Source organism: uncultured Bradyrhizobium sp. (genome assembly GCF_964252615.1).
Lineage (GTDB): Bacteria > Pseudomonadota > Alphaproteobacteria > Rhizobiales > Xanthobacteraceae > Bradyrhizobium.
On sequence record NZ_CAXUNQ010000007.1, the window covers coordinates 57,388 to 80,615 of the forward strand.

The 23,228-nt window shown below is 64.3% G+C and carries 22 protein-coding genes and 2 pseudogenes; 10 read left to right on the forward strand and 14 right to left on the reverse strand.

The genetic code is table 11. The annotated features are described in order from the left end of the window. Nucleotides 1–156 precede the first annotated feature (156 nt). A pseudogene (locus ACFE72_RS06580) lies at nt 157–1,287 on the forward strand (L-lactate dehydrogenase); the annotation flags it as partial. A 294-nt stretch (nt 1,288–1,581) separates the two neighbouring features. On the opposite strand, the gene ACFE72_RS06585 reads toward ACFE72_RS06580, so the two are convergent. The 8 genes and pseudogenes from ACFE72_RS06585 to ACFE72_RS06620 all read right to left on the reverse strand — a co-directional run bounded on the left by ACFE72_RS06585 (nt 1,582) and on the right by ACFE72_RS06620 (nt 9,145). Further along, complete coding sequence (locus tag ACFE72_RS06585) at nt 1,582–2,187, reverse strand: hypothetical protein (protein ID WP_375412336.1); 606 nt, start codon at nt 2,185–2,187, stop codon at nt 1,582–1,584. A 184-nt stretch (nt 2,188–2,371) separates the two neighbouring features. After that, the gene (locus ACFE72_RS06590) at nt 2,372–2,929 is read right to left on the reverse strand and encodes a hypothetical protein (RefSeq protein WP_375412337.1); all 558 of its coding nucleotides are present in this window, start codon (nt 2,927–2,929) and stop codon (nt 2,372–2,374) included. Nucleotides 2,930–3,050: 121 nt separating this feature from the next. After that, entirely contained in the window at nt 3,051–3,902 is an 852-nt protein-coding gene (locus tag ACFE72_RS06595) for a shikimate dehydrogenase (RefSeq protein WP_375412270.1), read from the reverse strand. 94 nt (nt 3,903–3,996) lie between these two features. Further along, a pseudogene (locus tag ACFE72_RS06600) lies at nt 3,997–4,197 on the reverse strand (DUF1275 family protein); the annotation flags it as partial. Between the two features lie 69 nt (nt 4,198–4,266). Then, the gene (locus ACFE72_RS06605; RefSeq protein WP_375412271.1) at nt 4,267–6,318 is read right to left on the reverse strand and encodes an elongation factor G; all 2,052 of its coding nucleotides are present in this window, start codon (nt 6,316–6,318) and stop codon (nt 4,267–4,269) included. A gap of 231 nt (nt 6,319–6,549) precedes the next feature. Continuing rightward, complete coding sequence (locus ACFE72_RS06610) at nt 6,550–7,035, reverse strand: DUF992 domain-containing protein (RefSeq protein ID WP_375412272.1); 486 nt, start codon at nt 7,033–7,035, stop codon at nt 6,550–6,552. Nucleotides 7,036–7,169: 134 nt separating this feature from the next. After that, nucleotides 7,170–7,691 carry a DUF992 domain-containing protein gene (locus tag ACFE72_RS06615; protein WP_375412273.1) on the reverse strand — a complete coding sequence of 174 codons (522 nt, stop codon included), beginning with the start codon at nt 7,689–7,691 and terminating at the stop codon, nt 7,170–7,172. A 251-nt stretch (nt 7,692–7,942) separates the two neighbouring features. Beyond that, nucleotides 7,943–9,145 carry a pyridoxal phosphate-dependent aminotransferase gene (locus ACFE72_RS06620; protein ID WP_375412274.1) on the reverse strand — a complete coding sequence of 401 codons (1,203 nt, stop codon included), beginning with the start codon at nt 9,143–9,145 and terminating at the stop codon, nt 7,943–7,945. A 179-nt stretch (nt 9,146–9,324) separates the two neighbouring features. On the opposite strand from ACFE72_RS06620, the gene ACFE72_RS06625 reads away from it, so the two are divergent. The 4 genes from ACFE72_RS06625 (at nt 9,325) to ACFE72_RS06640 (ending at nt 12,991) form a co-directional block, all read left to right on the forward strand. Then, nucleotides 9,325–10,581 carry a glycosyltransferase family 87 protein gene (locus tag ACFE72_RS06625; protein WP_375412275.1) on the forward strand — a complete coding sequence of 419 codons (1,257 nt, stop codon included), beginning with the start codon at nt 9,325–9,327 and terminating at the stop codon, nt 10,579–10,581. Nucleotides 10,582–10,771: 190 nt separating this feature from the next. After that, the gene (locus ACFE72_RS06630; RefSeq protein ID WP_375412276.1) at nt 10,772–11,425 is read left to right on the forward strand and encodes a glutathione S-transferase family protein; all 654 of its coding nucleotides are present in this window, start codon (nt 10,772–10,774) and stop codon (nt 11,423–11,425) included. 142 nt (nt 11,426–11,567) lie between these two features. After that, a complete protein-coding gene (locus ACFE72_RS06635) occupies nt 11,568–11,744 on the forward strand; it encodes a hypothetical protein (RefSeq protein WP_375412277.1) in 177 nt (58 codons plus the stop codon). A gap of 83 nt (nt 11,745–11,827) precedes the next feature. Further along, a complete protein-coding gene (locus ACFE72_RS06640; protein ID WP_375412278.1) occupies nt 11,828–12,991 on the forward strand; it encodes a PQQ-dependent sugar dehydrogenase in 1,164 nt (387 codons plus the stop codon). A gap of 131 nt (nt 12,992–13,122) precedes the next feature. On the opposite strand, the gene ACFE72_RS06645 is transcribed toward ACFE72_RS06640, so the two are convergent. Continuing rightward, nucleotides 13,123–13,476 carry a DMT family protein gene (locus ACFE72_RS06645; RefSeq protein WP_375412279.1) on the reverse strand — a complete coding sequence of 118 codons (354 nt, stop codon included), beginning with the start codon at nt 13,474–13,476 and terminating at the stop codon, nt 13,123–13,125. Nucleotides 13,477–13,678: 202 nt separating this feature from the next. Here ACFE72_RS06645 and ACFE72_RS06650 point away from each other — a divergent pair, with 202 nt between their 5' ends. Continuing rightward, nucleotides 13,679–14,494: a PAS-domain containing protein gene (locus ACFE72_RS06650; RefSeq protein WP_375412280.1), complete on the forward strand. Its 816-nt coding sequence runs from the start codon at nt 13,679–13,681 to the stop codon at nt 14,492–14,494. Between the two features lie 187 nt (nt 14,495–14,681). On the opposite strand, the gene ACFE72_RS06655 is transcribed toward ACFE72_RS06650, so the two are convergent. Beyond that, nucleotides 14,682–14,966, reverse strand: a complete 285-nt coding sequence (locus ACFE72_RS06655; RefSeq protein ID WP_375412281.1) for a hypothetical protein — start codon at nt 14,964–14,966, stop codon at nt 14,682–14,684. Between the two features lies 1 nt (nt 14,967). Between ACFE72_RS06655 and ACFE72_RS06660 the strand changes: the two genes are divergently transcribed. Both ACFE72_RS06660 and ACFE72_RS06665 read left to right on the forward strand, forming a co-directional pair. Then, nucleotides 14,968–16,263, forward strand: a complete 1,296-nt coding sequence (locus tag ACFE72_RS06660) for an O-acetylhomoserine aminocarboxypropyltransferase (RefSeq protein WP_375412282.1) — start codon at nt 14,968–14,970, stop codon at nt 16,261–16,263. 4 nt (nt 16,264–16,267) lie between these two features. Further along, nucleotides 16,268–17,071 carry an alpha/beta fold hydrolase gene (locus tag ACFE72_RS06665; RefSeq protein ID WP_375412283.1) on the forward strand — a complete coding sequence of 268 codons (804 nt, stop codon included), beginning with the start codon at nt 16,268–16,270 and terminating at the stop codon, nt 17,069–17,071. Nucleotides 17,072–17,237: 166 nt separating this feature from the next. Here ACFE72_RS06665 and ACFE72_RS06670 read toward each other — a convergent pair whose 3' ends face one another. Next, nucleotides 17,238–17,519 carry a hypothetical protein gene (locus ACFE72_RS06670; protein ID WP_375412284.1) on the reverse strand — a complete coding sequence of 94 codons (282 nt, stop codon included), beginning with the start codon at nt 17,517–17,519 and terminating at the stop codon, nt 17,238–17,240. 137 nt (nt 17,520–17,656) lie between these two features. Between ACFE72_RS06670 and ACFE72_RS06675 the strand changes: the two genes are divergently transcribed. Next, complete coding sequence (locus tag ACFE72_RS06675) at nt 17,657–17,875, forward strand: hypothetical protein (protein ID WP_375412285.1); 219 nt, start codon at nt 17,657–17,659, stop codon at nt 17,873–17,875. A 609-nt stretch (nt 17,876–18,484) separates the two neighbouring features. Here the strand turns inward: ACFE72_RS06675 and ACFE72_RS06680 are convergent. The 3 genes from ACFE72_RS06680 to ACFE72_RS06690 form a co-directional block, all read right to left on the reverse strand. After that, nucleotides 18,485–19,474, reverse strand: coding sequence for a tripartite tricarboxylate transporter substrate binding protein (locus tag ACFE72_RS06680; protein ID WP_375412286.1), 990 nt, complete (start codon nt 19,472–19,474; stop codon nt 18,485–18,487). Nucleotides 19,475–19,641: 167 nt separating this feature from the next. Further along, nucleotides 19,642–20,904 (reverse strand): GNAT family N-acetyltransferase, encoded by a 1,263-nt coding sequence (locus ACFE72_RS06685; RefSeq protein ID WP_375412287.1) that lies wholly within the window; start codon nt 20,902–20,904, stop codon nt 19,642–19,644. Between the two features lie 17 nt (nt 20,905–20,921). Beyond that, nucleotides 20,922–21,860, reverse strand: coding sequence for a hypothetical protein (locus ACFE72_RS06690; protein ID WP_375412288.1), 939 nt, complete (start codon nt 21,858–21,860; stop codon nt 20,922–20,924). A 185-nt stretch (nt 21,861–22,045) separates the two neighbouring features. On the opposite strand from ACFE72_RS06690, the gene ACFE72_RS06695 reads away from it, so the two are divergent. Further along, entirely contained in the window at nt 22,046–23,182 is a 1,137-nt protein-coding gene (locus tag ACFE72_RS06695; protein WP_375412289.1) for a hypothetical protein, read from the forward strand. The last annotated feature ends 46 nt before the right edge of the window (nt 23,183–23,228 follow it).

Consider the following 23,228-nt stretch of genomic DNA (forward strand, 5'->3'; position numbering starts at 1 on the left):
CAGCTTGCGCTTTTCGGCATCCCCGTCGGCCTTTGAGGCGGCGGATGAGCGGCTCATGGTAATCTCCCGCAAAGGTAGCGCATAGCGATTTGGCGGACGGCTCAACCATGCTAGATGACAGTGAAAGCTGGAATTACAAGAAGGCCGGAAACGCTCATGAAGCACATCACCTGCATCGAGGATTTGCGCCAGCTCCACATGCGCAAGGTACCGAAGGCCTTCTTCGACTACGCTGACCGCGGCTCCTACACCGAGCAGACGCTGCGCGCCAACCGCGCCGATCTCGAAGCGATCAGGTTCCGCCAGCGCATCCTGGTCGACGTGTCGAAACGCGATCTCTCCACCACGATTCTCGGGGACCCGGCCACGCTGCCGCTGATCCTGGCGCCGGTCGGGCTGCTCGGCATGCAGCACAGCGACGGCGAGATTCACGCCTGCCGCGCGGCGCAGGCGGCCGGCATCCCGTTCACGCTGAGCACGATGTCGATCTGTTCCATCGAGGACGTGGCATCCAGCGTCGACAAGCCGTTCTGGTTTCAGCTCTACGTGATGAAGGACCGCGGCTTCATCAAGGCGCTGATCGAGCGCGCCATTGCGGCGAAATGCAGCGCGCTGGTACTGACGGTCGATCTGCAGGTGATCGGGCAGCGGCATCAGGACATCAAGAACGGCATGACGGTGCCGCCGGAATGGTCACCGTCAAAACTCTTTGATTTTGCCACCAAGCCGGGCTGGATCTCCGGCGTACTGCGCGGCAAGCGCCGCACCTTCGGCAATCTGATGGGGCATCTGAAGGGCACCGACGACATCACGGCGCTGTCGATCTGGATCAGTTCGCAGTTCGATACGTCGCTGAACTGGAAGGATGTCGAGTGGATCCGCAGCATCTGGCCCGGCAAACTGGTGCTGAAGGGGATTCTCGACGTCGAGGACGCCAATGAAGCGGCGAAATCCGGTGCACAGGCGCTGGTGGTCTCCAACCATGGCGGCCGGCAGCTCGACGGCGCACCGTCGTCGATCGAGATGCTGCCCGAGATCGTCGACGCGGTCGGTTCGCAAACGGAGATCATGTTCGACGGCGGTATCCGCTCCGGCCAGGATGTGATGCGCGCGCTGGCGCTCGGTGCCAAATCCTGCATGATTGGCCGCGCCTTCACCCATGGACTCGGCGCCGGCGGCGAAGCGGGCGTCGGCAAGGCGATCGACATCATCCGCGACGAACTCAGCGTCACCATGGGCCTCTGCGGCGTCAACACCATCGCCGAGATCGACGAACGCGTGCTGGCGTTTAGGGCCTCGCCTCCCACGCAACGTCATCCTGAGAGCCTGACCGCAAAAGCAGCCAATATTTCCCTGCTCTCGCCGTCGGATTGAAATGACTCACTTTCGTTACGGCCGGGCTTGTACCGGCCATCTACGTCTTTCTTGCTTCAGCGCCTTTAAAACGTGGATGCCCGGCATAAAGCGGGCACGACGAACCAAAGGCGACGCTTGATTTCATTGGATGCTTTTTCGGTCAGACTCCAAGGAGCCGCGCTTGCGGCATCTTGAAAGATAAAATCAGGCGCGCCGTGGCCCTCCTCACATCGGCGGCATGATCCCGTCGCGGCCGACATTGACGCGGTTGGCCTCCAGCATGCCATCATCTTTTTTGGTAGCGCCGAAAATGATGATCTTGGAACCCGGTTTCAGCTCGGACTTGTCGCCGGCAACAAAGGTGACGACCGGCGTATCCGGCGGTACCACGACTTTCTTCTCGCCATCCTTGTATTTCACCAGAATGTTCTGGCCGTCCGTGCCCTTGACCGTCTCGGCGACGGTGGCGTTGGTCATGGTGCTGTTGGGCCTGAGGTCCCAGGGGCGAAAGCCTTCGGCGGCGCCGCGCTGGGTTTCGGGAAAGATGTGGACGGCGAGCGCCTTCTGAGTGCCGTCCGGCTCCGGCATCGCGGATACGCCGATATAGGAGCCCGGCTTGATCTCCGACAGTTCGGTCTTGGCAACGCCGAACACCGCCACATTATCGGTCATGCGTACCTTCATGTCGGTGCCTTCGCGCGACTTGATGGTCAGCACCGGGCCGTCGACGGCTTCAATGGTGCCGCGGATGCGGACCGTCGGCGCCGGCTGCGCCGATACGATAGACGTGAAGCATATCAGCGCCAGCGACGTTGCAAGCACGCGCGGCATCAGCGAAGCAATGTGTGGCATGGCGATTTCCTCCCGAGCTCGGTTCAGGACTCAATCATGTAGAACACCTCAAGCGTGCGGCTATTCCTTTAGATTCGTACGGCGATTGGAAAGCGTAACCTGCCGGCCCGTACAGGACAGAAATGGCGGATTACGCTTTCGCTAATCTGCTCCACGTTCTACGCTACATCGGCGGCGTCAGGCCGTCGCGGCCGACGCTGACGCGGTTGGTCTCGAACGAACCATCGGGCAGCTTTTTCATGAACGCGATCACTTTGGCGCCGGGCTTGAGGTCGGATTTGCCGGCGGGGACATAGGTCACGACGGGCGTGTCCGGACCAACCATGACTTTCTTCTCGCCGTCCTTGTATTTGATGGTCAGGGTATGGCCGTCATTGCCGGCCACCGTTTGGGCCACCGTGGCGTTGGTCATGGTGCTGTTGGGCTTGAGATCGTAGGGCCGCGATCCTTCGCCGGTGCCGCGCATGTCCTCCGGAAACACATGCACCTCCACCGCATCGTCACCGCCGTCCTGCCCCGGCACGGTGGTTGAGCCAATGAAGGAGCCGACCTTGATGTCGGACAATGCGATCTTGACGATGCCCAGCACGCGGATGTCGCCGGTCATCGTCAGCTTGACGTCCTCGCCGCTGCGCGATTTTACCGTCAGCGTCTCGGCATCCACGCTCTCGATGGCGCCGCGAACCCGCGACGGCGAAGTCTGCTGCGCGAGCGCTGACATAGACGAGGTCGCGACCATCGCCGCAGCAATAAATGGACCTAGGTGGGGTCGAAGCGGCATGGGCTGTCTCCGGTGAATGGCTGCTGATGAAAGACCCCGGAGAACCGCCGATATTTCCGACTCAACCTTTTGTGAGGTCGGCTTCCACCAGTTCACGCAATTCCGGCGTCACCCCGGGACGCTGACCGAACCAGAGCTCAAACCCCCGCACCGCCTGGTGCAGCAGCATGCCGAGCCCATCTGCGGTTTTCAGGCCGCGCGCCCGAGCCGCCGCCAGCAGCGGCGTCTGCAGCGGCACGTAAACCAGATCGGCTACCACGGCATGCGGGGGCAACCGCCCGAGTTCGATCTCCAGTGCCGGCTGCCCCTTCATGCCAAGCGACGTGGTGTTCACCAATAGTCCTGCGCACGGCAGCACATCGCCGATGGCTTCCCGCGGGACGGGGATGATTTGTGGCCCGAACTGATCTGCCAGCGCCTGCGCGCGCCCCGTGGTGCGGTTGGCAAGATGCACGCGCGCGATGCCGCGCTCGATCAGCCCGAAGATAACCGCGCGCGACGATCCGCCGGCGCCGAGCACCAGCGCGTCGGTGGCGGCGTCCCAGCCCGGCGCGCAGACGTCGAGGTTGTTGATAAAACCTTCGATGTCGGTGTTGGTCGAGCACAGCGTGTCGTCCTGGTACCACAGGGTGTTGGCGGCGCCGACCGCCTTGGCGCGCTCGTCCGGCATGGACAGCAGCAGCGCGCGCTCCTTGTGCGGAATGGTGACATTGGCGCCGACAAAGCCGTGATGCGAAAGATGCGTGATAAACTCGGCGACGTCCTCCGGCGGAACCGATTCAATGGTGTAGCCGCCCTCGATGCCGAGCGTGCGCAGCCAGCTATGATGGATCAGCGGCGAGCGCGAATGCGCCGCCGGCCATCCGATCAGACATGCGGCCCGGGGTCTTGCTGCGGGGGACGGGGTCGGCATTTCCTTTGTCATGACGGCGATCAATTTATGGTCTGCCCGACCATGTCAACAGCGCGCCCGACACGGGTGCCGCGCCGGCCGCGAGCCAGATCGTCACGAACAGGGCGGTCAGACCCAGCGCCTGTGCTGCATCGTGCCAGTTCCCTTCGGCAAGGCTGACGCCCATTTGCGTCGAGTTGCCACTCATGAAGGAGACGACCAGACCGCCAAGGTAAATGAAGCCGATGCCATCGGCATAGCCTGCCAATGCGCTCAGCGCACCGGCCGGTGCGTCATTGCCAGCAACGCGAAGCAAGCCAGAACGCAGTCAGACTCACTGCCATCGTTGACGATCCTTGTTGACGATCCTTGCAAGGGCAGTCGATCATGCCGCATCCCTATGCGCGGCGATGATCTGGTCGGCGGCCCGTCCCGTTACTTCGGCCATGCGGTCGAACTGGCGCGTGAAACTGCCAGCGCCCGCGGTGGCCGAGCGCAGTTCGACGATCAAGTCGCCGATCTCGGCCTCCGGCATCATCGCGCGCACGCGATCCCACCCTTGCCAGCCCTCGCGGGTATCGAAGCCGAGAATCTGGCCGCGCCGCCCGGACAGGATTGCGTTGATCTTCGCGGTGGCGTCGGTGGGGCAGACGATCTCCACCACGTGGATCGGCTCCAGCAGCACCGGCTGGCATTGCGGCAGTCCTTCGCTCATGCCGATGCGCGCCGCGGTACGGAACGCTTGATCCGACGAATCCACGCTGTGATAGGAGCCGTCGGTCAGCGTCACATGGACGTCGATGACCGGAAAGCCGAGCGGCCCGCGCACCAGCCCGTCGGCAACGCCTTCTTCAACCGCGCCGATGTAGTTGCGCGGTACCGCGCCGCCGACCACCTTTTCCTGAAACTCGAAACCGCCGCCGCGCGGGTTCGGCCTGATTTCCAGCACCACGTCACCGAACTGGCCGTGTCCGCCGGATTGCTTCTTGTGCCGCCCACGCTGGGTGATCGATTTCCGGATTGTCTCCTGGTACCCGATACCCGGCGCTTGTGATTTGACGTTGACGCCGAAGCGATCTTTCAGCCGCTCCAGCGCAACGCGCAGATGCATCTCACCCTGTCCCCACAGCACGGTATCGTGGGTTTGCGGATTGTGGACGACAGTGAACGATGGATCCTCCTCGTTCAGCCGCGCCAGCGCCTGACCGAGCTTGACGTCGTCCTTGCGATCCAAGGCCGCGAGCGCCATTGCCAATACCGGCGGGCTCGCCGCGATCTCCACCAGCGCCGATGGCGCAGTCCTGGCCGCAGACAGCGTATCGCCGGTCTTGATGAGATCGAGCTTGCCGAGCGCCACCATCTCGCCGGCCTCCGCAGCCGCTCGTTTGGTATCATGGGCGCCGTTTACCGCAAGGATGCCCGATATCCGTCCGCCGCTGCCGCTGGATGACTGTACGGTCGCGCCGTCGTCGAGACGGCCGCTCAGCACCCGCGCCAGCGACAGCTTGCCGCCATGCTGCAGATGCACGGTCTTGAATACGTAGGCGAGCGCGTCCTTTCCGGCGGCGCGGGCGCCGAGCCGGTTCGCGGTTTCGGTGACATCCGGCGCTTCATGGCGAAGCGCTTTCATCAGCCGCAGCACGCCGTTCTCGCGCGCCGCGGAGCCGAGCAGCACCGGACAGATCAAGCCTTCGCGCAATTCGCGGGCGAGATCGTCGAACACCGCATCGCGCGGCGGCTGGATATCCTCGAGCAGTTGCTCCATCAGCGCGTCGTCGTGATCGGCCAGTTTCTCCAGCATCGAGAACCGCGCCTCCTTCTCGCGGTCGAGATCGCCGCCCTCCAGCGCGATGACCTCGGAAGTCTTGTGCTCGCGATAGACAAAGGCGCGTTCCAGCGCGAGATCGACGAAGCCGGCGATCAGATCGCCGTTCCAGATCGGAATCTGCCGCAACACCAGCGGAATCCGCGACGCCGGCTGCAAGGTGGCCAGCGTTTCTCGGATACGCTTGTTGGCCCGGTCGATCTTATTGAGGAACAATAGGCGCGGAATCCCTAAGTCTTCCAGCTCACGCAGGATGATCTGAAGCTGCGGCAATTTGCGCTCGTCGGCCTCGCAGACCACGACCGCGAGGTCGACCGCAGGGATCGCGGCGCGCATATCGTGCGCGAATTCCACCGATCCCGGACAGTCGATGAAGGTGTAGCTGTCGCCCATGAAATTCGTGGTGGCGGCGGTCAGGCCGACGCCCATCTTGTGACGCCGGGCCTCCGCGCTGGCGTCGCCGACGGAAGTTCCGGCTTCCACGCTGCCGGCCTTGGGAATGGCGCCGGTGCGCGCCAATATTGCTTCAAGAAGTGTGGTTTTACCGCTTTGGAAAGGGCCCACCAGTGCGATGCACCGGGGACCGCAGGGACTTCTGGCGTCTTGTCCCATCGCCGCCTCCTGATCTGGAGCTCGGCCCATGATTGGGTCGGCTGGAAGGAATGCTCCTCCCGCCGTCGAAATTTGGCAAGCCGGAAAAATGACGCTGCGGTGCAAAGGCTACTTCGCGTCATCGCGAGCCAACGGGTCACGCGAATACGCGCCCGAGGACAGGCTCCGCAAAGCGTTCAGAAGACCGCGCGGAAAAACTGGATTGCTTCGTCGCTGTGCTTCGACGGTGGGTTACCTTCCCGGCCGCAATTCCAGCGCTTCCACGCCCAGCGCAAGATTGAGGCCGACCTGCCCCTGCACGCTGAGCGGCTGCAGCGCGATCGAATTCGCCGACCCGCCGACCAGGACGTTGCCGCCTAGACCGACGCCGATCGAAGCGCTGCCTTGCGCGCCGCCATAATTGCCGGAGAGATCGCCGGGTCCGAGCCTTACCACCGGCGCATAGACCGCCCAAGCCAGCGCCGACTCCTGGGTAATGCCGATATCGAGGCCGACCTTGCGGATGGTTGCGACATAGGTGTCGTCAGGCAGGCCGTTGACCCGCAGCACGCAGCCGAGATTGGTGACCGAGCCGACGATAAAGCCAATGCTCGACCCGCCCCGGCATTCCAGCACGCCGACCTGCACGCGCTGCATCGGCTGTTGCGCGCTGGCGGGGACAAAGGATGCCAGCAGCATGGCAGCGGCCGCGCTGGCTAGAACTGGAAAACGGCGCATGAGGAAATCTCCGGCTGATGTGATGCGGGCCAGGAATCGAGCGCGTCACAGTGGCCACGCGCTCTTATGCCACAACGTCCCCAAAACGAAAGAGGCCCGCATGCGCGGGCCTCTTTATTCACACAACAGATCGATCAGCGATGGCGGCGGTGATGCCGATGACGGACATGATGGCCCCGACGCCCGAATGCCACCGGTGTCAGTTCGAGATCGGCAATCCCGGCTGCGACGTTGAGCCCGGTCTGGCCTTGCACGCTGATCGGCTGCAGGGCGTAGGAATTTTGCGGACCGCCGACCAGAAAGTTGCCGCCGAAGCCGACGCCTACCGACGCGTTGGCGCCGACGCCGCCGTAATTGCCGGACAGATTGCCGCGTCCGAGCCTGTTGGTCGGCGCGTTTACCGCCCACGACAGCCGGGTCAGCTGGGTGACGCCGAGATCGACGCCGAAGCGATGAATGGTCGCGAGGTAAGGTTCGGGCCTGCGGCCTTCGCTCCGGAACACGCATTCGAGACTGGCCACCGAGCCGACGATAAAGCCGACATTCTGGCCGCCCTGGCATTGCAGAACGCCGGCGCGAACCGGCAATGCGCTGGCGCTTGTGAGGGACGCTATCAGTGCTGTACCGGCCAAGCCGGACAGGATCGAAAGTCGCATCAATGTGGTCTCCGCATGAATAATTGAATGTGTGGAGGGACAGGAAGGAAGCGCCGTGTTCAAAACAAGGCGCAGCCAATGGACGTTGTCACAAACGCGTCATTGCCATCGTGTCCCGGACGCGATGCAACACGCAGTTGTTTCGCCGAGCCGGGATCGCGCCAAGCGACAGCGTCTTGGGCGGTCCCGAGCGCAGCGGCGGAAGGAACGCCGCACCGCGCCCGGGACACGACAAGGACGGCGCGATCGCCCTATCTCAAATCGCCGCAAAATTTCTGGATGCGCTTGCAGGCATCTTCGAGATCGGAGGTTTTGGTCGCATAGGAAATCCGGAACGCCGGCCCAAGTCCGAACGCTGAGCCCTGCACCACCGCGACGCCTTCGTTCACCAACAGCTCGGTGACGAAATCTTCGTCATTGGCGATGACCTTGCCCGACGGCGCGGTCTTGCCGATGGTGCCGGCGCAGGACGGATACACATAGAACGCGCCTTCGGGCCGCGGGCAGTTGATGCCCCTGGCCTGGTTGAGCATCGACACCACCAGATCGCGGCGTTCCTTGAACACCGCGTTGTTGGGCGCGATGAAATCCTGCGGGCCGTTCAACGCCTCGACCGCAGCCCATTGCGAAATCGACGACGGATTCGACGTCGACTGCGACTGGATCGTCGTCATCGCCTTGATCAATTCGGCGGGACCGCCGGCATAGCCGATACGCCAGCCGGTCATCGAATAGGCTTTCGAAACGCCGTTTACGGTCAGCGTTCGATCGAACAGTTTCGGCTCGATCTGCGCCGGCGTGGTGAAAGCGAAATCGTCATAGACCAGATGCTCGTACATATCATCGGTCATGATCCAGACCTGCGGATGCTTCACCAGCACGTCGGTCAGCGCCTTCAATTCGGCACGCGAATACGCGGCGCCGGTCGGGTTCGACGGCGAGTTCAGGATGATCCATTTCGTCTTCGGGGTGATCGCAGCCTCAAGTGCTGCCGGTTGCAGCTTGAAGCCGAACTCCGCCGTGCACACGATTGGTACGGATTCGCCGCCGGCGAGCGCCACCATTTCCGGATAGCTCACCCAATACGGCGCCGGGATGATGACTTCATCGCCTGGATTAATGGTAGCCATCAGTGCGTTGTAGAGCACTTGCTTGCCGCCGGTCGAGACGACGATCTGGTTCGGCTTGTAGGCAAGGCCGTTCTCGCGCTGGAACTTGGCTGATATCGCCTCCTTCAGTTCGGGAATGCCGCCGACGTCGGTATACTTCGTCTTGCCCGCCTCGATGGCATGGATCGCCGCCAGCTTGATATTGGCGGGCGTGTCGAAATCGGGCTCCCCGGCGCCCAGGCCGATGACGTTACGCCCGGCCGCTTTCAGCGCGCGTGCTTTATCCGTCACCGCGATCGTCGCGGACGGCTTCACACGGTCGAGCGCAGCGGACAAAAACGGCATCGTCATCTCCTTGCAGGCGTCGTGATCCTGCGACGCCACAATTATTCATGATGGGATCGCCGCACCCTAAAGCGCGCGGCGCGGCATCGCAAGAAGGTTACGCCGCTGCGCTCAAACTTTAGGAAGCGTTAAAGGCCGCACGCTAGATTCGCGCAACATTCCTAAAAATCCGCGGTAAAATGGCTCATTTCTGGCAAAGAGCGCCGGGGCGGCTGCCGGTTCAAAAACTCCGATCCGGCGAATGGCTGACGGCGGCGCGTGCGCGCGGCTACAGCCTGATCCTGCTCGGCGTCTGCGCGATTGCCGTGATCGGCTGGATCGCGGTCTCGGACGGCATGATCGATCGCAACGGCAAGCCGCTTGGAACGGATTTTTCCAATCCCTACGCCGCCGGCACCCTGGCTCGCGCCGGCAAGCCGGCCGACGCTTACGACCCCGCACTTCAGCACGCCGCCGAGAGGGCTGTGTTCGGCGGCCGCGACGTGCCATTCTACGGCTGGCATTATCCACCGTTCTTCTTTGCAGTCGCCATGCTCGTGGCTGCCGTTCCCTATGCGTGGGGGCTCTTGATCTGGCTGACCGCGAGTCTCGCCGCCTATCTCGCTGTCATCCGCGCCATCGCGCCGCGGGCAGAAACGATGCTCGTCGCGCTCGCCTATCCCGCCGTGTTCGTCAACATCGGCCACGGCCAGAATGGATTCCTCACCGCGGCGCTGCTCGGCGGCGCGCTGCATTTGCTCAATCGCCGGCCGCGGCTTGCGGGCGTGCTGATCGGGCTGTTGGCCTACAAGCCGCAATTCGGTGTCCTAATTCCGCTGGCGCTGCTGGCCGGCGGACGATGGAGCGCCATCGGCGCCGCCGCGGCCACCGTCGCGGCCCTCCTCGTTGTCAGCACTTTCGCGCTCGGCGGCGGCATCTGGCATGCGTTTGCGGACTCCACCACGTTCACCCAGACGGTCGTGCTCGAGCAGGGCGGCACCGGATGGGAGAAAATCCAGTCGATCTTCTCGGCGTTCCGGATGTGGGGCGCCGGCGTACAAACCGCCTACGCAGTACAGATCGCGCTGGCGCTGATGATCGCCGCCAGCCTGGCGTGGCTGTGGCAGAGCGAGGCTGCGTTTGAACTCAAGGCGTCGGCGCTGGCAACGGGAAGCCTGCTGGCAACGCCCTATGTGCTCGATTATGACCTCGTGGTACTGGCGGTGTCGATCGCGTTCTTCGCGCGTCACGGACAGAGCCAAGGATTTCGCGATTACGAAATCAGCGTGCTGGCGACGGCGTGGATCATGCCGCTGCTGGCGCGCGGATTGACCGGCTTGACCGGCCTGCCGCTCGGCTTGACCGTGCTGCTGGCACTATATGGTTTTACGCTGTGCCGCGCGATCCGCGATCGCGCCCCATTGACCGTCGGCGCCGGCAGGATCGCGCAAGCGTGATGCGATCCATGAAGGCGCTGGCAGGATATGCTGCGCGGATACAGTGCGGCAGCGGATTTCGGCCTTTTTAAGCTTTCAACTTACAACATCTTGGGGCTTGCGACGCATTTGCCTTGGTATCATTGTTTCGCCGCGTTGCCGGTGGACAAGCCGCGCGGCAGCACGTCAGCATTCAACGAACGACATCCGAATGTACAAGCTCTATTCGATGCAGCGCTCCGGCAACAGCTACAAGGTCCGTCTTGCGCTGGCTTTTCTCGATGCGCCCTATCGCGCCATCGAAGTCGATATTCTGCGCGGCGAAAGCCGCACCCCGGAGTTTCTCGCGAAAAACCCGAGCGGACAGGTACCCCTGCTGGAGGTCGCGGAGGGACGCTACCTTGCCGAATCGAACGCCATCCTCTGGTATCTCGCGGTCGGCACCTCGCTTGCGCCGGAATCACGGATGGATCGCGCCGAGGCGCTGCAGTGGATGTTCTTCGAACAGCACGCGCTGGAGCCGAACATCGGCGCCGCCTATTTCTGGCTGTCGCTGGTCAGGGGCGGACGCGACCTGCAGACCCACGCTTTGGAAGATTGGATGGAACGCGGCTACGCCGCGTTGCAGGTGATGGAAAATCACCTCAAAACCCATGAGTTCTTTGCCGCGGGCCAGCTCACCGTCGCGGACATCGCGCTCTACGGATATACCCATGTCGCCGATCAGTGCGATTTCGACCTCGCGGCATTTCCGGCGATCGGTGGATGGCTGCGCCGGGTCGAGCAGACCCCGGGCTTCGTCGCCATGGACTGGCGGCCCGATGTCGAGTTTAACCACCCTGCCAACGTCACCGCCGACGCCTAAGCGCAGCGAAATAGCGAGCATAACCGCTATCGCTGCCGTTATTTTGCCATGTTTGGGTCTTTGCCGCCCAAATGTTGCCTGCGATTGCTGTAAAAAGTGGGATCCGCGGGTGATTCGCACGCGGATGCAAGGATTTCCGGCCATGATACGGTCGTCCCGCGCGGCAGGCTTCGACGGCCATGCCGCGCCTGTCGCCTCGTCCCGGTTGACCAACGCCGTCGCGGCCTCGCTCGCGATCGGCTCGTTCTCGCTATGCCTGATCGTCGCGCTCACCGTGCTGTCGATCAAGGTCAGCATGGCGATGCCGTTTCCGGCGTAGTCTCCAGCTTTCCAGCGTTCCGGCCTGCCCGCAACCACGCATGGCGATGACCCGGCATTGCATGAGCAGCGGGAAACTCGCAGATGAAGAAACCTGTTGTATGGGTGACCGCGACGCTGACGGCGGCGATCGTGCTGACGGCGTCGCTCCTGATCGCTACCGGCACGCGCGGCGACAACCCCTCGTTCGCCTCGACGGCGGGGCCGCTCGAGGTTCGGACCGTGGCTGCTGGCCTCGTCAATCCGTGGGCGCTGGCGTTTCTGCCCGACGGACGAATGCTGGTGACCGAACGTCCGGGACGGATGCGCCTTGTGACCCCGCAGGGCCAGCTCTCGCCGCCGGTGAAAGGCGTGCCGGAGGTGTGGGCGTCGGGTCAGGGCGGACTGCTCGACGTTGTGCTCGACCGATCGTTTGCCAACAACAAGACCATCTATTTCTGCTTCGCCGAACGCGACGGCGACGGCGGCCGGACCGCGGTCGCGAGCGCGACGCTGGTCAGCGAAAAGGCCGCCAGGCTCGATGATCTACAACTCATCTTCAGGCAGCAGGGGCCGCTGTCCTCGGGCAATCATTACGGCTGCCGCATTGTGCAGGGGAATGACGGCAACTTGTTCGTGACCCTGGGCGAACACTTCTCCCACCGCAACGAAGCGCAAAATCTCGGTAACCATCTCGGCAAGATAATCCGCATCGCCCCCGATGGATCGGCGCCGAAAGGCAACCCGTTCGCGGGCCGCGACGACGCCAAGCCGGAAATCTGGAGTTACGGGCACCGCAATCCGCAGGGCCTCGCCATCAACCCGGCAACCGGCGGTCTCTGGGAGATCGAGCACGGTCCGCGCGGCGGCGACGAGGTCAACATGATCGGCGGCGGCAAGAACTACGGCTGGCCGGTGATCGGCTACGGCATCGACTATAACGGCGCGAGGATCCACGAGCGCAGCGCAAGCCCAGGCATGGAGCAGCCGCTCAAAACCTGGGTACCGTCGATCGCGCCGTCGGGCATGGCTTTCTACAGCGCAAAGCTGTTTCCCAAATGGACCGGCAGCCTGTTCACCGGCGCGCTGGCCGGCAAGATGCTGGTCCGGCTCTCGCTCGACGGCAACACGATCACCGCCGAGGAACGGCTGCTGCAGAACCTCAACGAACGAATTCGCGACGTGCGGCAGGGACCGGACGGCGCGCTGTGGCTGTTGACGGACAGTTCGGCGGGACGGATTCTGAGGGTATCGCCGGCGGGCAAGTAGAGCTGACCGTATCCTGAAGGAGCCGCGCTCTTGCGCGGCGTCTCGAAGGACGGCCGCTTGCGCTTGCAGCCGCATCCTTCAAGCTCGCCGACGATGGCGAGCACCTGACGATGACGACGTTCATCTGGTTCTCACGACCACTTGTGGAAAATGAAAAACGCGCCCGCCGCGATCAGTCCAAAACCCAAAGCGTGATTCCAGCCGAGCGGCTCCTTCAGGTACAGCACCGAGAAACCGGCGAACACCACCAGCGTGATCACCTCCTGCATGGTCTTGAGCTGAGCGGCCGAATAAACCGCGCTGCCCCAGCGATTGGCCGGCACCGCCAGCCAGTATTCGAAGAATGCGATGCCCCAGCTCACCATGATCACCAGCGGCAGCGGGCTTTCCTTGAATTTCAGATGGCCATACCACGCAAAGGTCATGAACACGTTGGAGGCGAACAGCATCAGGACCGGTAACAGCTGCGGCGAAATGGTCGGCATATCAATCCTTTCAAAATTCCGAGCGCTAACACGTGGTCCCGCACCGGGGTTTCCCCGCGCCATCGATATCATTTGAACACAACGATCGGAAAATCGCGCCCCTGCGATCCATCGCGCCTTAACGATCATTGCAGAAATGCCGGCGGGAAACCGAACTCATCGGCTGTTTGCGGTTCATATTCGACAGGCACGAGAACAGGTCATGCGGTTCGATTGGCGCGCCATCTGCGGCCCGGCTCTGACAACGGCGACGGCGCTCGTCGCCATCGCGGCCGATCGGTCGGTGGTCGCCCTTCCCAATCCCGCGCCGCTGTTCGTTTGCATCGTCGCGTTCGCGGCGTCGCTCAGCGGCCTCGCCTCCGGCATGATCAGCGCCGTAATCGCAGTGACTTCATCGGCGCTGTTTTTCCTCACTCACCGTGCGACGCCGGGGTACGATGCGTCGGACCTGGTGCACCTCGTGATGCTCGCAGCCACGGCGGCCGGCACCGCGGTGAGCACCGGCCTGCTGCGGCAGAAGATGCGGGCCGCGCTGGCACGCGAGCGCGCCCGCCACGCCACGGCCGCGCGGCTGGCCCTGGCGCTGGACCAGATCGACATCGGCGTGGTTCTGCTGGGTGCGGATACGCGCGCCGAATTCATCAACCGGGCGTTCCGCGAGTATTTTTCGTTACCTGACGATAAGGCCGACGCCAGACCGCCGTTCATCGCGCTGATGTATCACGGCCGCGATACCGGCGCCTATGAACTGCCCGCGGAGCAATTGAGCGACTTCATCGCGCAACGCACCGAACTGATGCGGGTCGGCGATTCGACGCCGATCAACATCAATCTTGCCGGTGGCGAGGTGATGCGCTTCAGTTGCACGGCGCTGCCCGACGGCGGCCGCATGCTGAGCTATACGCCGGTGACCGATCTGGTCCGTCATACCGACGATCCCGCAAATACCGATTATTATTTGTCCCTGCGCGATGGTGGCCATCGCGCCCTTGCCCGGCATCTGCGCGCGGCGGAATAACGCGGCACGCCGCAACGAACATGCTTCACACCGCTCGCAATGACGGTCTTAAATCGGAGTTGTAGAACGACGAATTGGATGTCGTTTGAAGGACTTAGAGCTCATGGCCGGGCGGAGGCCGAGTCTTGCGGCAAACTTCAGGCGCCTTGCGGCAAACCGAAGGCAGGCGGCGCCGTCCAGCGTCCGCTCACGGGCGAAAACAAAAACCATGACAGACGCTTAAGGCTCCGCCAACGCGCGCCGCGCCAAACATTAACTCGGCCTGCGAGTCTTGCGGCAAACTGAAGGCAGCGAGGTCCGCGCAATTTTTCTTGCGGCAGAACGCGTGTTTTTTTGCGGCTGATCCGTGGCGACCGGCACCCCGGCAAAACACGCCGGCGCCACGGTTTTGTGGAAAATATTCCGCAGATTTGCCACGCTGCGGCAAGGTGTGCCACATCAGACCGCGCGCCTTTGACAGCCCGGATTTCATAATGCCCGCCCCAAAGCCACCCGCGTTCGAAACCCTGAGCCTGCATGCCGGCCAGCGTCCCGATCCCGTCACCGGCGCGCGGGCCGTGCCGATCTATCAGACCACGTCCTATGTATTTCAGGATTCCGAACACGCCGCCGCGCTGTTCAACCTCGAACGCGCCGGCCACATCTATACCCGCATTTCGAATCCGACCACGGCGGTGCTCGAGGAGCGGCTGGCGGCGCTGGAAGGCGGCGTCGGCGCGATCTGCACGGCGAGCGGCATGGCGGCGCTTCATCTGGCGATCGCCACCCTGCTCAATGCCGGCGACCATATCGTCGCATCCTCCTCGCTCTATGGCGGCACCATCAACCTGCTCGCGCATACCCTTCCCCGCTTCGGCATCACCACCAGTTTTGTCAAACCCCGCGGGCTCGACGAATTCCGTGCCGCGATCAAGCCGAACACGCGGCTTGCGATCGGCGAGACCATCGGCAATCCCGGCCTTGAAGTCCTGGACATCCCCGGCGTCGCGGCGATCGCTCACGCGGCGAAAATCCCGCTGCTGATCGACAACACCTTTGCGACGCCCTATCTCAGCCGTCCGATCGAGCTCGGCGCCGATATCGTGATGCACTCCGCCACCAAGTGGATCGGCGGCCACGGCATCGCGATCGGCGGCGTGCTGGTCGATGGCGGGCGGTTCGACTGGCGCGGCTCGGCCAGGTTTCCGGTCCTGACCGAACCCTATGCCGGATACCACGGCATCGTGTTCGACGAACAATTCGGCCAGGCGGCGTTCATCATGCGCGCCCGCACCGAAGGACTGCGCGACTTCGGCGCCTGTCTGTCGCCCACCAACGCGTTCCAGTTGCTGCAGGGCGTCGAGACGCTGGGCATCCGCATCGAGCGCCACATCGCCAATACGCAGGCCGTGCTCGAATTCCTGACCGCGAACAACGCCGTTGCGTGGGTCCTGCATCCCTCGCTGCAAAATCATCCCGATCATGAGCTGGCCAGACGATTGCTGCCGCGCGGCGCCGGATCGATCGTCTCCTTCGGCATCAAGGGCGGACGGCAGGCCGGCAGGAAGTTCATCGAAAGCCTGCGCATGATCAGCCATCTGGCCAATGTCGGCGATGCCAAGACGCTGATCATTCATCCCGCGAGCACCACCCACCAGCAGATGGACGCCGCCCAGCTTCAGGCGGCCGGAATCGGCGAAGAGCTGGTGCGCCTCTCGGTCGGCATCGAAACCGCCTCCGACATCATCGATGATCTCGGTCAGGCGCTCCGGATTTCGCAGAAGGTGTGACGCGATGCAGTTGGCCGTGAACGGCATCGAGACCTTCGTCGCCACCGGCGGCCGCGACTTCGACGCATCGCTGCCGGCGGTGGTGCTGCTGCACGGCGCCGGCTTCGATCATACCACCTGGGCATTGCATAGCCGCTGGTTCGCCCATCATGGCCATGGCGTGCTGGCGCCGGACCTGCCCGGCCATGGCCGCTCCTGCGGCGCCGCGCTCGCCAGCATTGCCGAGATGGCCGACTGGACCGCGGCGCTGCTCAATGCCGCAGGCTGCGCCAAGGCGTGGCTGATCGGCCATTCCATGGGATCGCTGATCGCGCTGGAAACCGCGGCGCGGCACCCGGCAAAGGTTTCGGCGCTCAGCCTGATCGGCACCGCGGCGACCATGACGGTCGGCCCCGACCTGCTCAAGGCGGCGGAGGCCAACGATTCGGCGGCGGTCGCCATGGTCTCGATCTGGGGTCTCGGCTTTCAGGCCGAACTGGGCGGAAGCCTCGCGCCGGGCCTGTGGATGCACAGCGGCGCGCAACGCGTCCTCGAGCAATGCCGGCCGGGCGTGCTGTTCAGCGATCTCAGCGCCTGCAATGCCTACCGGAACGCACTGCATGCCGCCGCGGAGGTCACCGTACCCGCCACGCTCATTCTAGGCGAGCGCGACATGATGACGCCGGCCAGGGCCGGCAAGGCGCTGGCTGCGGCGCTGCCGAATTCACGCACGGTGGTGCTGCGCGGCGCCGGCCACATGCTGATGGTCGAACGGCCCGACGAACTGCTCGCGGCATTGCGAGACCAGAGCGTCGCGACTTCAGCCTGAAGGCGGGGCACCGCGGGGATCAGATTTTGCGGTAGGTCACGTGCGCCGTTGCGAACGGGATGCCAGCGCCCCGGCGCAGGGGGATACGCCGGGGCAGGTCTAAAGCGGGACCGTCCCTCAAAAAGGGACAGGACGCCCAATCGTGGCGCCGGTTTGTTCCGTATCGCTATTTCTTCATCGTGCCGCCGGGCGACGCGGCCGTGCCCATCTTCCCGGTGGAGCCGGCCGTGGGGGCACCCTGATTGCTCGCGTCGTTCGCGGACGGCATGGTACCCGCAGTCCCGGCGGTCGTGCCGTTCGTCGTCGTGCCGACAACGCCGGAGCCGCCGTTGACCGCAGTGCCGGACGTCTCGGGAACCGTCGCACCCGACCCCGTGCCGGCCTGGGCGAATGCGAAACCGCTCGAAAGCGCAAGCGTTGCGGCAAGGGCAATGGTTTGAATTTTCATGTCGTTTTCCTCCAGGGGTTGATATGTCGAATCAATCCGGAAGCATGCATTGCGTTCCGGCCCGAGCACGCCTTATCCCACCGGCGCTGCATTTGCCGTCACGCCGAATTAAATCCAGTTAGGATGCGATTTCGTTCATGACCAGCCGGCTGGAAGCCTCACCCTCCGCCTCGCGCCGCCTCGCCTGTTCGGGGTGCGGAACGGAATTCACCTGCAGCCTGTCCGGGCCGTGCTGGTGTGCCGAGGAAACCGTACGGCTGCCGATGCCGGTCGACGGCGGCGATTGCCTGTGCCGGGAGTGCCTGAGGAAGACGGCGCCCACTCAAGCTCCATCCTCGCGCCATTCGCGGGCTTGACCCATCGCCTCATCCCGTCATACGCGGCCGGGATGCGGGCATATGGCCGGGCTCGTCCCGGCCATCCACGTCTTTGCTCCACATCGGAAAGAAAGACGTGGATGCCCGGCACAAGGCCGGGCATGACGGCGCGGTCTGCGTCATGCGCGGCACAAGGCCCGGCAGCGGTCTACGTCATGGCCGGGCTTGTCCCTACTGGATTCACACATCTCGTCATACGCGGGCTTGACTCGCGTATCCATCCATCTTCGGAAGATCGTTTCGAAGGGGATGGATTGCCGGGTCAAGCCCGGCAATGACGGCGAGATGTGTGCATCCAGTAGGGCTCGTCCCGGCCATCCACGTCTTTGCTCCACGTCAGAAAGAAAGACGTGGATGCCCGGCACAAGGCCGGGCATGACGGCGCGGTCCATGTCATGCGCTGCGCACGGCCGGGCAGCGCGTTCTACGTCATGGCCGGGCTCGTCCCGGCCATCCACGTCTTTGCTCCACATCGGAAAGAAAGATGTGGATGCCCGGCACAAGGCCAGGCAGGACGGCGCGGTCTACGTCATGGCGGGCTCGTCCCGGCCATCACGTCGTCCGGGATGCGTGCCGCAGTTCGCGCGGTTACTCCACCTTGCCGATCTTCTTCACCGCCGCGAGCAGGCGCGCGCTGTCGGCTTCGACGAACCTTGCGAATTCGGGCGCATCCATATAGGCGACCGGACTGCCGGCGGCCTCGAACGTCTTCGTCACTTCCGGGGCTTTCACCGCCAAAGCCATCGCGTCGCGCAGCCGCGTCATGACCGGCGCCGGCAGCGCGGCCTGCGCGAACAGCCCGGCCCAGATGTAGAACTCGACGTCCTTGTAACCGAGTTCCTTGAAGGTCGGCAGGTCGGGAAAGCTCGCGATCCGCTCCCCGCCCCAGTTGGCCAGCACGCGCATCCTGCCGTCATCGACCTGCTGTTTCAGCGTGCCCGGCGCCGACGCCAGCGCCTGCACCGTGCCGGTCAGAAGTCCGGTCAGCGCCGGACCTGCGCCGCGAAACGGCACGTGCAGGAGCTTGATGCCGGCGGAGCCTGCGAACATCTCCATCGCCACATGCAGCGTGCCATAGGGGCCCGACGAGCCGTAGGGAATTTCGCCGGGGCGTTTTTTGGCGTCATCGACAAAATCCTGCAGCGTCTTCCACGGCGCCGCCGCCGGCACCGCCAGCAGCGTCGGATCGGCCAGCACCCGCGCGACCGGCGCGAACTGCGAAACCTCGTAGGCAACGGGGCGATCGAACAGCCGGTCCGCCTCGGGCAGCACCGCCAGCGACGACAGCGTCATCAACAGCGTATAGCCGTCGGCTTCCGCGCGCGCCGCCGCGGCGTTGCCGACCGAACCGCCGCCGCCGCCGGCGCGGTTATCGACGATCACCGGCTTGCCGAGAATCCTTTCGAGCGCCAGCGCCACCGGCCGCGCCGCGAGATCGGCCTGGCCGCCGGCCGGGAACGGCACGATCATGGTGATGGTGCGGGTGGGATAAGGGCCTTGCGCGCGGGCGGTGTTGGAGAGGACGACCTGCGCCAGGGGCAGAGCCGCGGCGGCCTTGAGAAGTTGGCGGCGATTCATGAGGTGATTGTCTCCCGGGATTTTTTACCGTTGTTGATCGCAGCCTAGCGGAAACCGCGAAGTGGGCAAAGGCGCTGTTCGCGCCATGCCCGGGGTCGAGCCCGGCAATGACGACGAGGTATTCGGAGGCACGGCGCAAAGCGACGCTTACCAGCACGCGCCGGAATTCATTGCTCTTCGCGCGACGGCGGCCTGCCCAGTACGCGCCTGATGCGCTCCACTGATTGCGGATGCCCGCGCAACCAGCGCGCTGCGCGATCGCGCAACGCATAGGGCGCGCCGCGCCAGCTCAGCGCCGCGGTGAAATCGACCAATGCGATCCGCTGCACCCCAAAACGGCGCTTATAGGCGTAGTTGCCGATGCTGAAATCGAACTGGCGAACGCCGTCCCGATGCAGCGCGGCCATGGTGCGTTCGATGATCAGCCGGCCCGGCGAACAGTTCGACCACTTCTCGCCGGCATTGCTGATCCGCACCATGACATAACGCGCGCCCTGCCGGATGCCGAGCAGGGTCGCCACCACCTCGCCGCCGGCGGTGAGCGCCGACAGCACGGCGTAGCCGTTCTCGATATTGTCGCGCACGAGGTTGCGGTAGAACGCCGCACAGGTCGCATCGTTGAGCACGAAATTCAGCCCGAGCTGCTGCATGCGGCAGCCCTGCTGCGCCGCCATGGTGGAGAGAACGCGCAGGGCTTCGTCCTTGTCGGTTATGGTGCGGAATTCCGCCGCGGGATCGCGCGTAAAGACGCGCCAGCTTCGCTCCAGCTCCTTGCGCACGGTTCGCTCCAGCGTATGGCGCCAGGCGTCGAAGTCCTCGCCGGTGGTGACGAGGTTGCCGTTGAGGGCACACGGCCCGGCGCCGTCCAGCAGCGCCAGCGGATTGGGGCGGCCGTCCGTTTCGGCCGGCATCTTGCGCAGCCGGATCAGGTCGGCGCCGCCCGGCAGTCGCCGCAGCGCGCGGCGCAACGCCTTCCACATCGCGCGCGCCGCTTTTGCATCGCGCGGCGCCGCGGCGCCCAACAGCGGCGCGTTGTAATCGGTAAGATCGAGATCGGCGGGCTCGATGACGCGGATGCCGTTCTTGGTCCGCCGGATCAGCGGCAGCAGCGCGGCCGGCTCGCCGGTCGCGGCATTGGAGACGACGGCGATCAGCGGCTCGACATGGTCGACGTCGGCGAAGGCGCCGTACCAGGCCTTGAGCCATTGCCAGTTCTGGAACGGCGTCGCATTGCCGAGATCGTTGCAGCGCGCGGCAGGCTGTTTCCAGTCGCGGAGGAATTCGACGCGGAAGCCGGCGCCGCCGTCATTGCAAGCCGACGGGTCGGCGCCCGGCGCCGCCCGATGACAGGCGCCATCAGGCAATCCAGGGCCGCCGAACGCGGGCCGGATGGCTTCGCCGCCTGCGCGCCTGGCAATGACGGAAGGCATTGTCTGTCTGCCGTCCTTCAAGCCGCCTTCGGCAGGTCGACGAGCTTGCCGGGCTCGGCCTTGTCGAGCCGGAAGTCGATCGGACGGCGCGCATCGCGCTCGCGCCTGACCCATTTGCCGTCGCGCAGCAGCTTCTGCATCACCGCCTTGGCGAAGTAGGACGGACCGCGCAGGTTGCGGCTCTTCGGCGTGTAGCCGAAGCGGTGCCGCAGCATGCCGTTGGCGAGATGGACGATCTCGGAGCGGCGGATTTCATCGTTGGTGTAGGAGATGGTCATCGAGATGCTGAAAGTGTCGAGATTCTCCACCCGGTGCGGCGCGTTCATCTGCCAGCCCAGCATCTGGCCCGGGCCGATGTCGAGCACCTTGGCGTGGTCGTCGTACCAGTCCTTGTAGGGAAGATCGACTTCGACATTGAACAGCGCGATGTCTTCCAGGTGCTCGGCGGTGATGAACGGCGCGGTGTTGGGATAGACATAGACGCGCTTGCGGCCGGCGATCTGCACCAGGCTCTGCCCGGGCATGTCGGCGTGGTAGTAGACCTGGGCATCCGGCGCGGAAATCAGGATGCTTTCCTGATGGCCTTTGGGAATCTCGAAACCCGGAACCTTTGCGACGATTTCCTCGAACATCTGGTCCACCAGCCTGCGGTAGCGGCTGTCGACCGCGCCGACGTCGCGCATGTTGAGCCAGAGCCCGCCGCCCGCGATGGCGTCGATCACCTCGCGGCCCGAGAGATTGCCGATATCGCCCTCGCGCCACAGCTTCTTGCTGCCGCGGGCGCCGGTCTGGACCAGGCTGTAATGCTGGCGCGGATAGCCCTCGATCAGCTTCGCAAGGTCGTCCATCGAGAACGCCGGCGACCTGTGCATCTCGTGCTCGAGCCGGATCGGCTGCTGCGCCCACAATTCGGAATGCGTCTCGTCCCATTTGGTGAAGATTTTGTTCGCTGTCATCGCCGTGCTCCTGACTGGCTTCGCCTGCTGTTTGCGAAATTTCGAATGGCCGTGAAGCCATCGACCGCCCGATGTCCCGATATGAGACGTTCCGGCGGCTTTCGGTTCATGTCTGGCAAATCCGATGCCGCGCCGCCGCGGGCGCACTTACCGGAAACTAATGTCTGCGGGCTATGGCTAACGCCATGACGTCAGAACCCGCATATCAGGCGCTGTTCTTAGGCGCGGGGCCGCAGATGCAGTGCGGCGTCGGGCAGTTCACGCGCCTGCTGCAGGAGATCATCGAAAAGCTCGAGCCCGGCAGTTGCACGTCGTTAACCCTGACGCGGAGCGGCGGAAGGTTGGTCGACATCTGGCGCGCGGTGGGGTCGGCGCGGAGCGTGGTCTGCAACCTTCCGCTGGTGGCGTGGAAGCGCGTCATGCTCCGGCCGCTGCTGGCGCTGGCGATCGCGCGGCTGCGCGGCAGGCGTATCGTTCTGATCCAGCATGAATGGGGCGGCCTGCACCGGCTGCGGCGCATCACCTATATGCCGGCGCTGCTGCTCGCCGATACCATCGTGATGTTCTCGCCGCTGGTGCGGCGTGAACTCGCGCACGATCCCGTGATGGGCCGGACCGCAGCAAAATGCGTGCTGGCGCCGCTGCCGCCGAACATCGAAGCGCCGGCGGGGATCGTCGATTCCAGACTCCGGCAGCGGCTCGCCGCCGCGCGGCGGGGCGGCCGCCTCGTGATCGGCCATTTCGGCTCGATCTATCCGGGCAAGCAGCCGAATGCGCTGCTCGACATCGGCGCGGTCCTGAAGCAGCGCGGATTGCAGCCGCTGCTGATCTATGTCGGGTCGTTCATTCGCGGCGTCGACCAGGTCGAAGCGCAGTTTCGTGCCCGCGCCGCCGAACTCGGCTTGAGCGACGACGTGCTGGTCAGCGGCTTTGTCGCATCCGACCATGAAGTGTTCGGCCTGTTCAGCGAGATCGATGCGTTCTGCTTTTGCCTCGACGAAGGCCTCACCGCGCGGCGCTCCAGCGTGCTGACCTGCGTGCAATCCGGCCGGCCGGTGATCGTCACCGGTCCGGCGGAGGCGGATGAGTTCGATCATCATCCGCGCTTTCAGGAATTGATCGACCGCGGCGCCATCGTGCCGGTGCCGCGCGGTTCCGGCGCCGACGCCTATGCCGACCGGGTCGCCGCGGCGCTGAACTGGCCGTCGGTGCACGCGCCGTTCGATTTCGACGGCTGGTGGCGCGACGTGGCGGAGGCGGTGAAGGCGGAGCTTTCCGTCGCCGCCGAAGCGGATGGGGGGCCGGGTCAAGCCCGGCCATGACGGTTTCGTGTTTGGTACGGGTCCGCACTCTGCGATGCTCGCTTAA

Coding starts and splice junctions, on each gene's coding strand:
- ACFE72_RS06650 (WP_375412280.1), top strand. CDS start 13,679: ATGCGGTTCGATTGGCGCGCCATCTGCGGCCCGGCTCTGACAACGGCG.
- ACFE72_RS06630 (WP_375412276.1), top strand. CDS start 10,772: ATGTACAAGCTCTATTCGATGCAGCGCTCCGGCAACAGCTACAAGGTC.
- ACFE72_RS06585 (WP_375412336.1), bottom strand. CDS start 2,187: ATGCCGCGCGTGCTTGCAACGTCGCTGGCGCTGATATGCTTCACGTCT.
- ACFE72_RS06680 (WP_375412286.1), bottom strand. CDS start 19,474: ATGAATCGCCGCCAACTTCTCAAGGCCGCCGCGGCTCTGCCCCTGGCG.
- ACFE72_RS06590 (WP_375412337.1), bottom strand. CDS start 2,929: ATGTCAGCGCTCGCGCAGCAGACTTCGCCGTCGCGGGTTCGCGGCGCC.
- ACFE72_RS06605 (WP_375412271.1), bottom strand. CDS start 6,318: ATGGGACAAGACGCCAGAAGTCCCTGCGGTCCCCGGTGCATCGCACTG.
- ACFE72_RS06595 (WP_375412270.1), bottom strand. CDS start 3,902: ATGCCGACCCCGTCCCCCGCAGCAAGACCCCGGGCCGCATGTCTGATC.
- ACFE72_RS06635 (WP_375412277.1), top strand. CDS start 11,568: ATGATACGGTCGTCCCGCGCGGCAGGCTTCGACGGCCATGCCGCGCCT.
- ACFE72_RS06625 (WP_375412275.1), top strand. CDS start 9,325: ATGGCTCATTTCTGGCAAAGAGCGCCGGGGCGGCTGCCGGTTCAAAAA.
- ACFE72_RS06610 (WP_375412272.1), bottom strand. CDS start 7,035: ATGCGCCGTTTTCCAGTTCTAGCCAGCGCGGCCGCTGCCATGCTGCTG.
- ACFE72_RS06670 (WP_375412284.1), bottom strand. CDS start 17,519: ATGAAAATTCAAACCATTGCCCTTGCCGCAACGCTTGCGCTTTCGAGC.
- ACFE72_RS06655 (WP_375412281.1), bottom strand. CDS start 14,966: ATGAAATCCGGGCTGTCAAAGGCGCGCGGTCTGATGTGGCACACCTTG.
- ACFE72_RS06615 (WP_375412273.1), bottom strand. CDS start 7,691: ATGCGACTTTCGATCCTGTCCGGCTTGGCCGGTACAGCACTGATAGCG.
- ACFE72_RS06645 (WP_375412279.1), bottom strand. CDS start 13,476: ATGCCGACCATTTCGCCGCAGCTGTTACCGGTCCTGATGCTGTTCGCC.
- ACFE72_RS06675 (WP_375412285.1), top strand. CDS start 17,657: ATGACCAGCCGGCTGGAAGCCTCACCCTCCGCCTCGCGCCGCCTCGCC.
- ACFE72_RS06640 (WP_375412278.1), top strand. CDS start 11,828: ATGAAGAAACCTGTTGTATGGGTGACCGCGACGCTGACGGCGGCGATC.
- ACFE72_RS06695 (WP_375412289.1), top strand. CDS start 22,046: ATGACGTCAGAACCCGCATATCAGGCGCTGTTCTTAGGCGCGGGGCCG.
- ACFE72_RS06660 (WP_375412282.1), top strand. CDS start 14,968: ATGCCCGCCCCAAAGCCACCCGCGTTCGAAACCCTGAGCCTGCATGCC.
- ACFE72_RS06685 (WP_375412287.1), bottom strand. CDS start 20,904: ATGCCTTCCGTCATTGCCAGGCGCGCAGGCGGCGAAGCCATCCGGCCC.
- ACFE72_RS06690 (WP_375412288.1), bottom strand. CDS start 21,860: ATGACAGCGAACAAAATCTTCACCAAATGGGACGAGACGCATTCCGAA.
- ACFE72_RS06620 (WP_375412274.1), bottom strand. CDS start 9,145: ATGCCGTTTTTGTCCGCTGCGCTCGACCGTGTGAAGCCGTCCGCGACG.
- ACFE72_RS06665 (WP_375412283.1), top strand. CDS start 16,268: ATGCAGTTGGCCGTGAACGGCATCGAGACCTTCGTCGCCACCGGCGGC.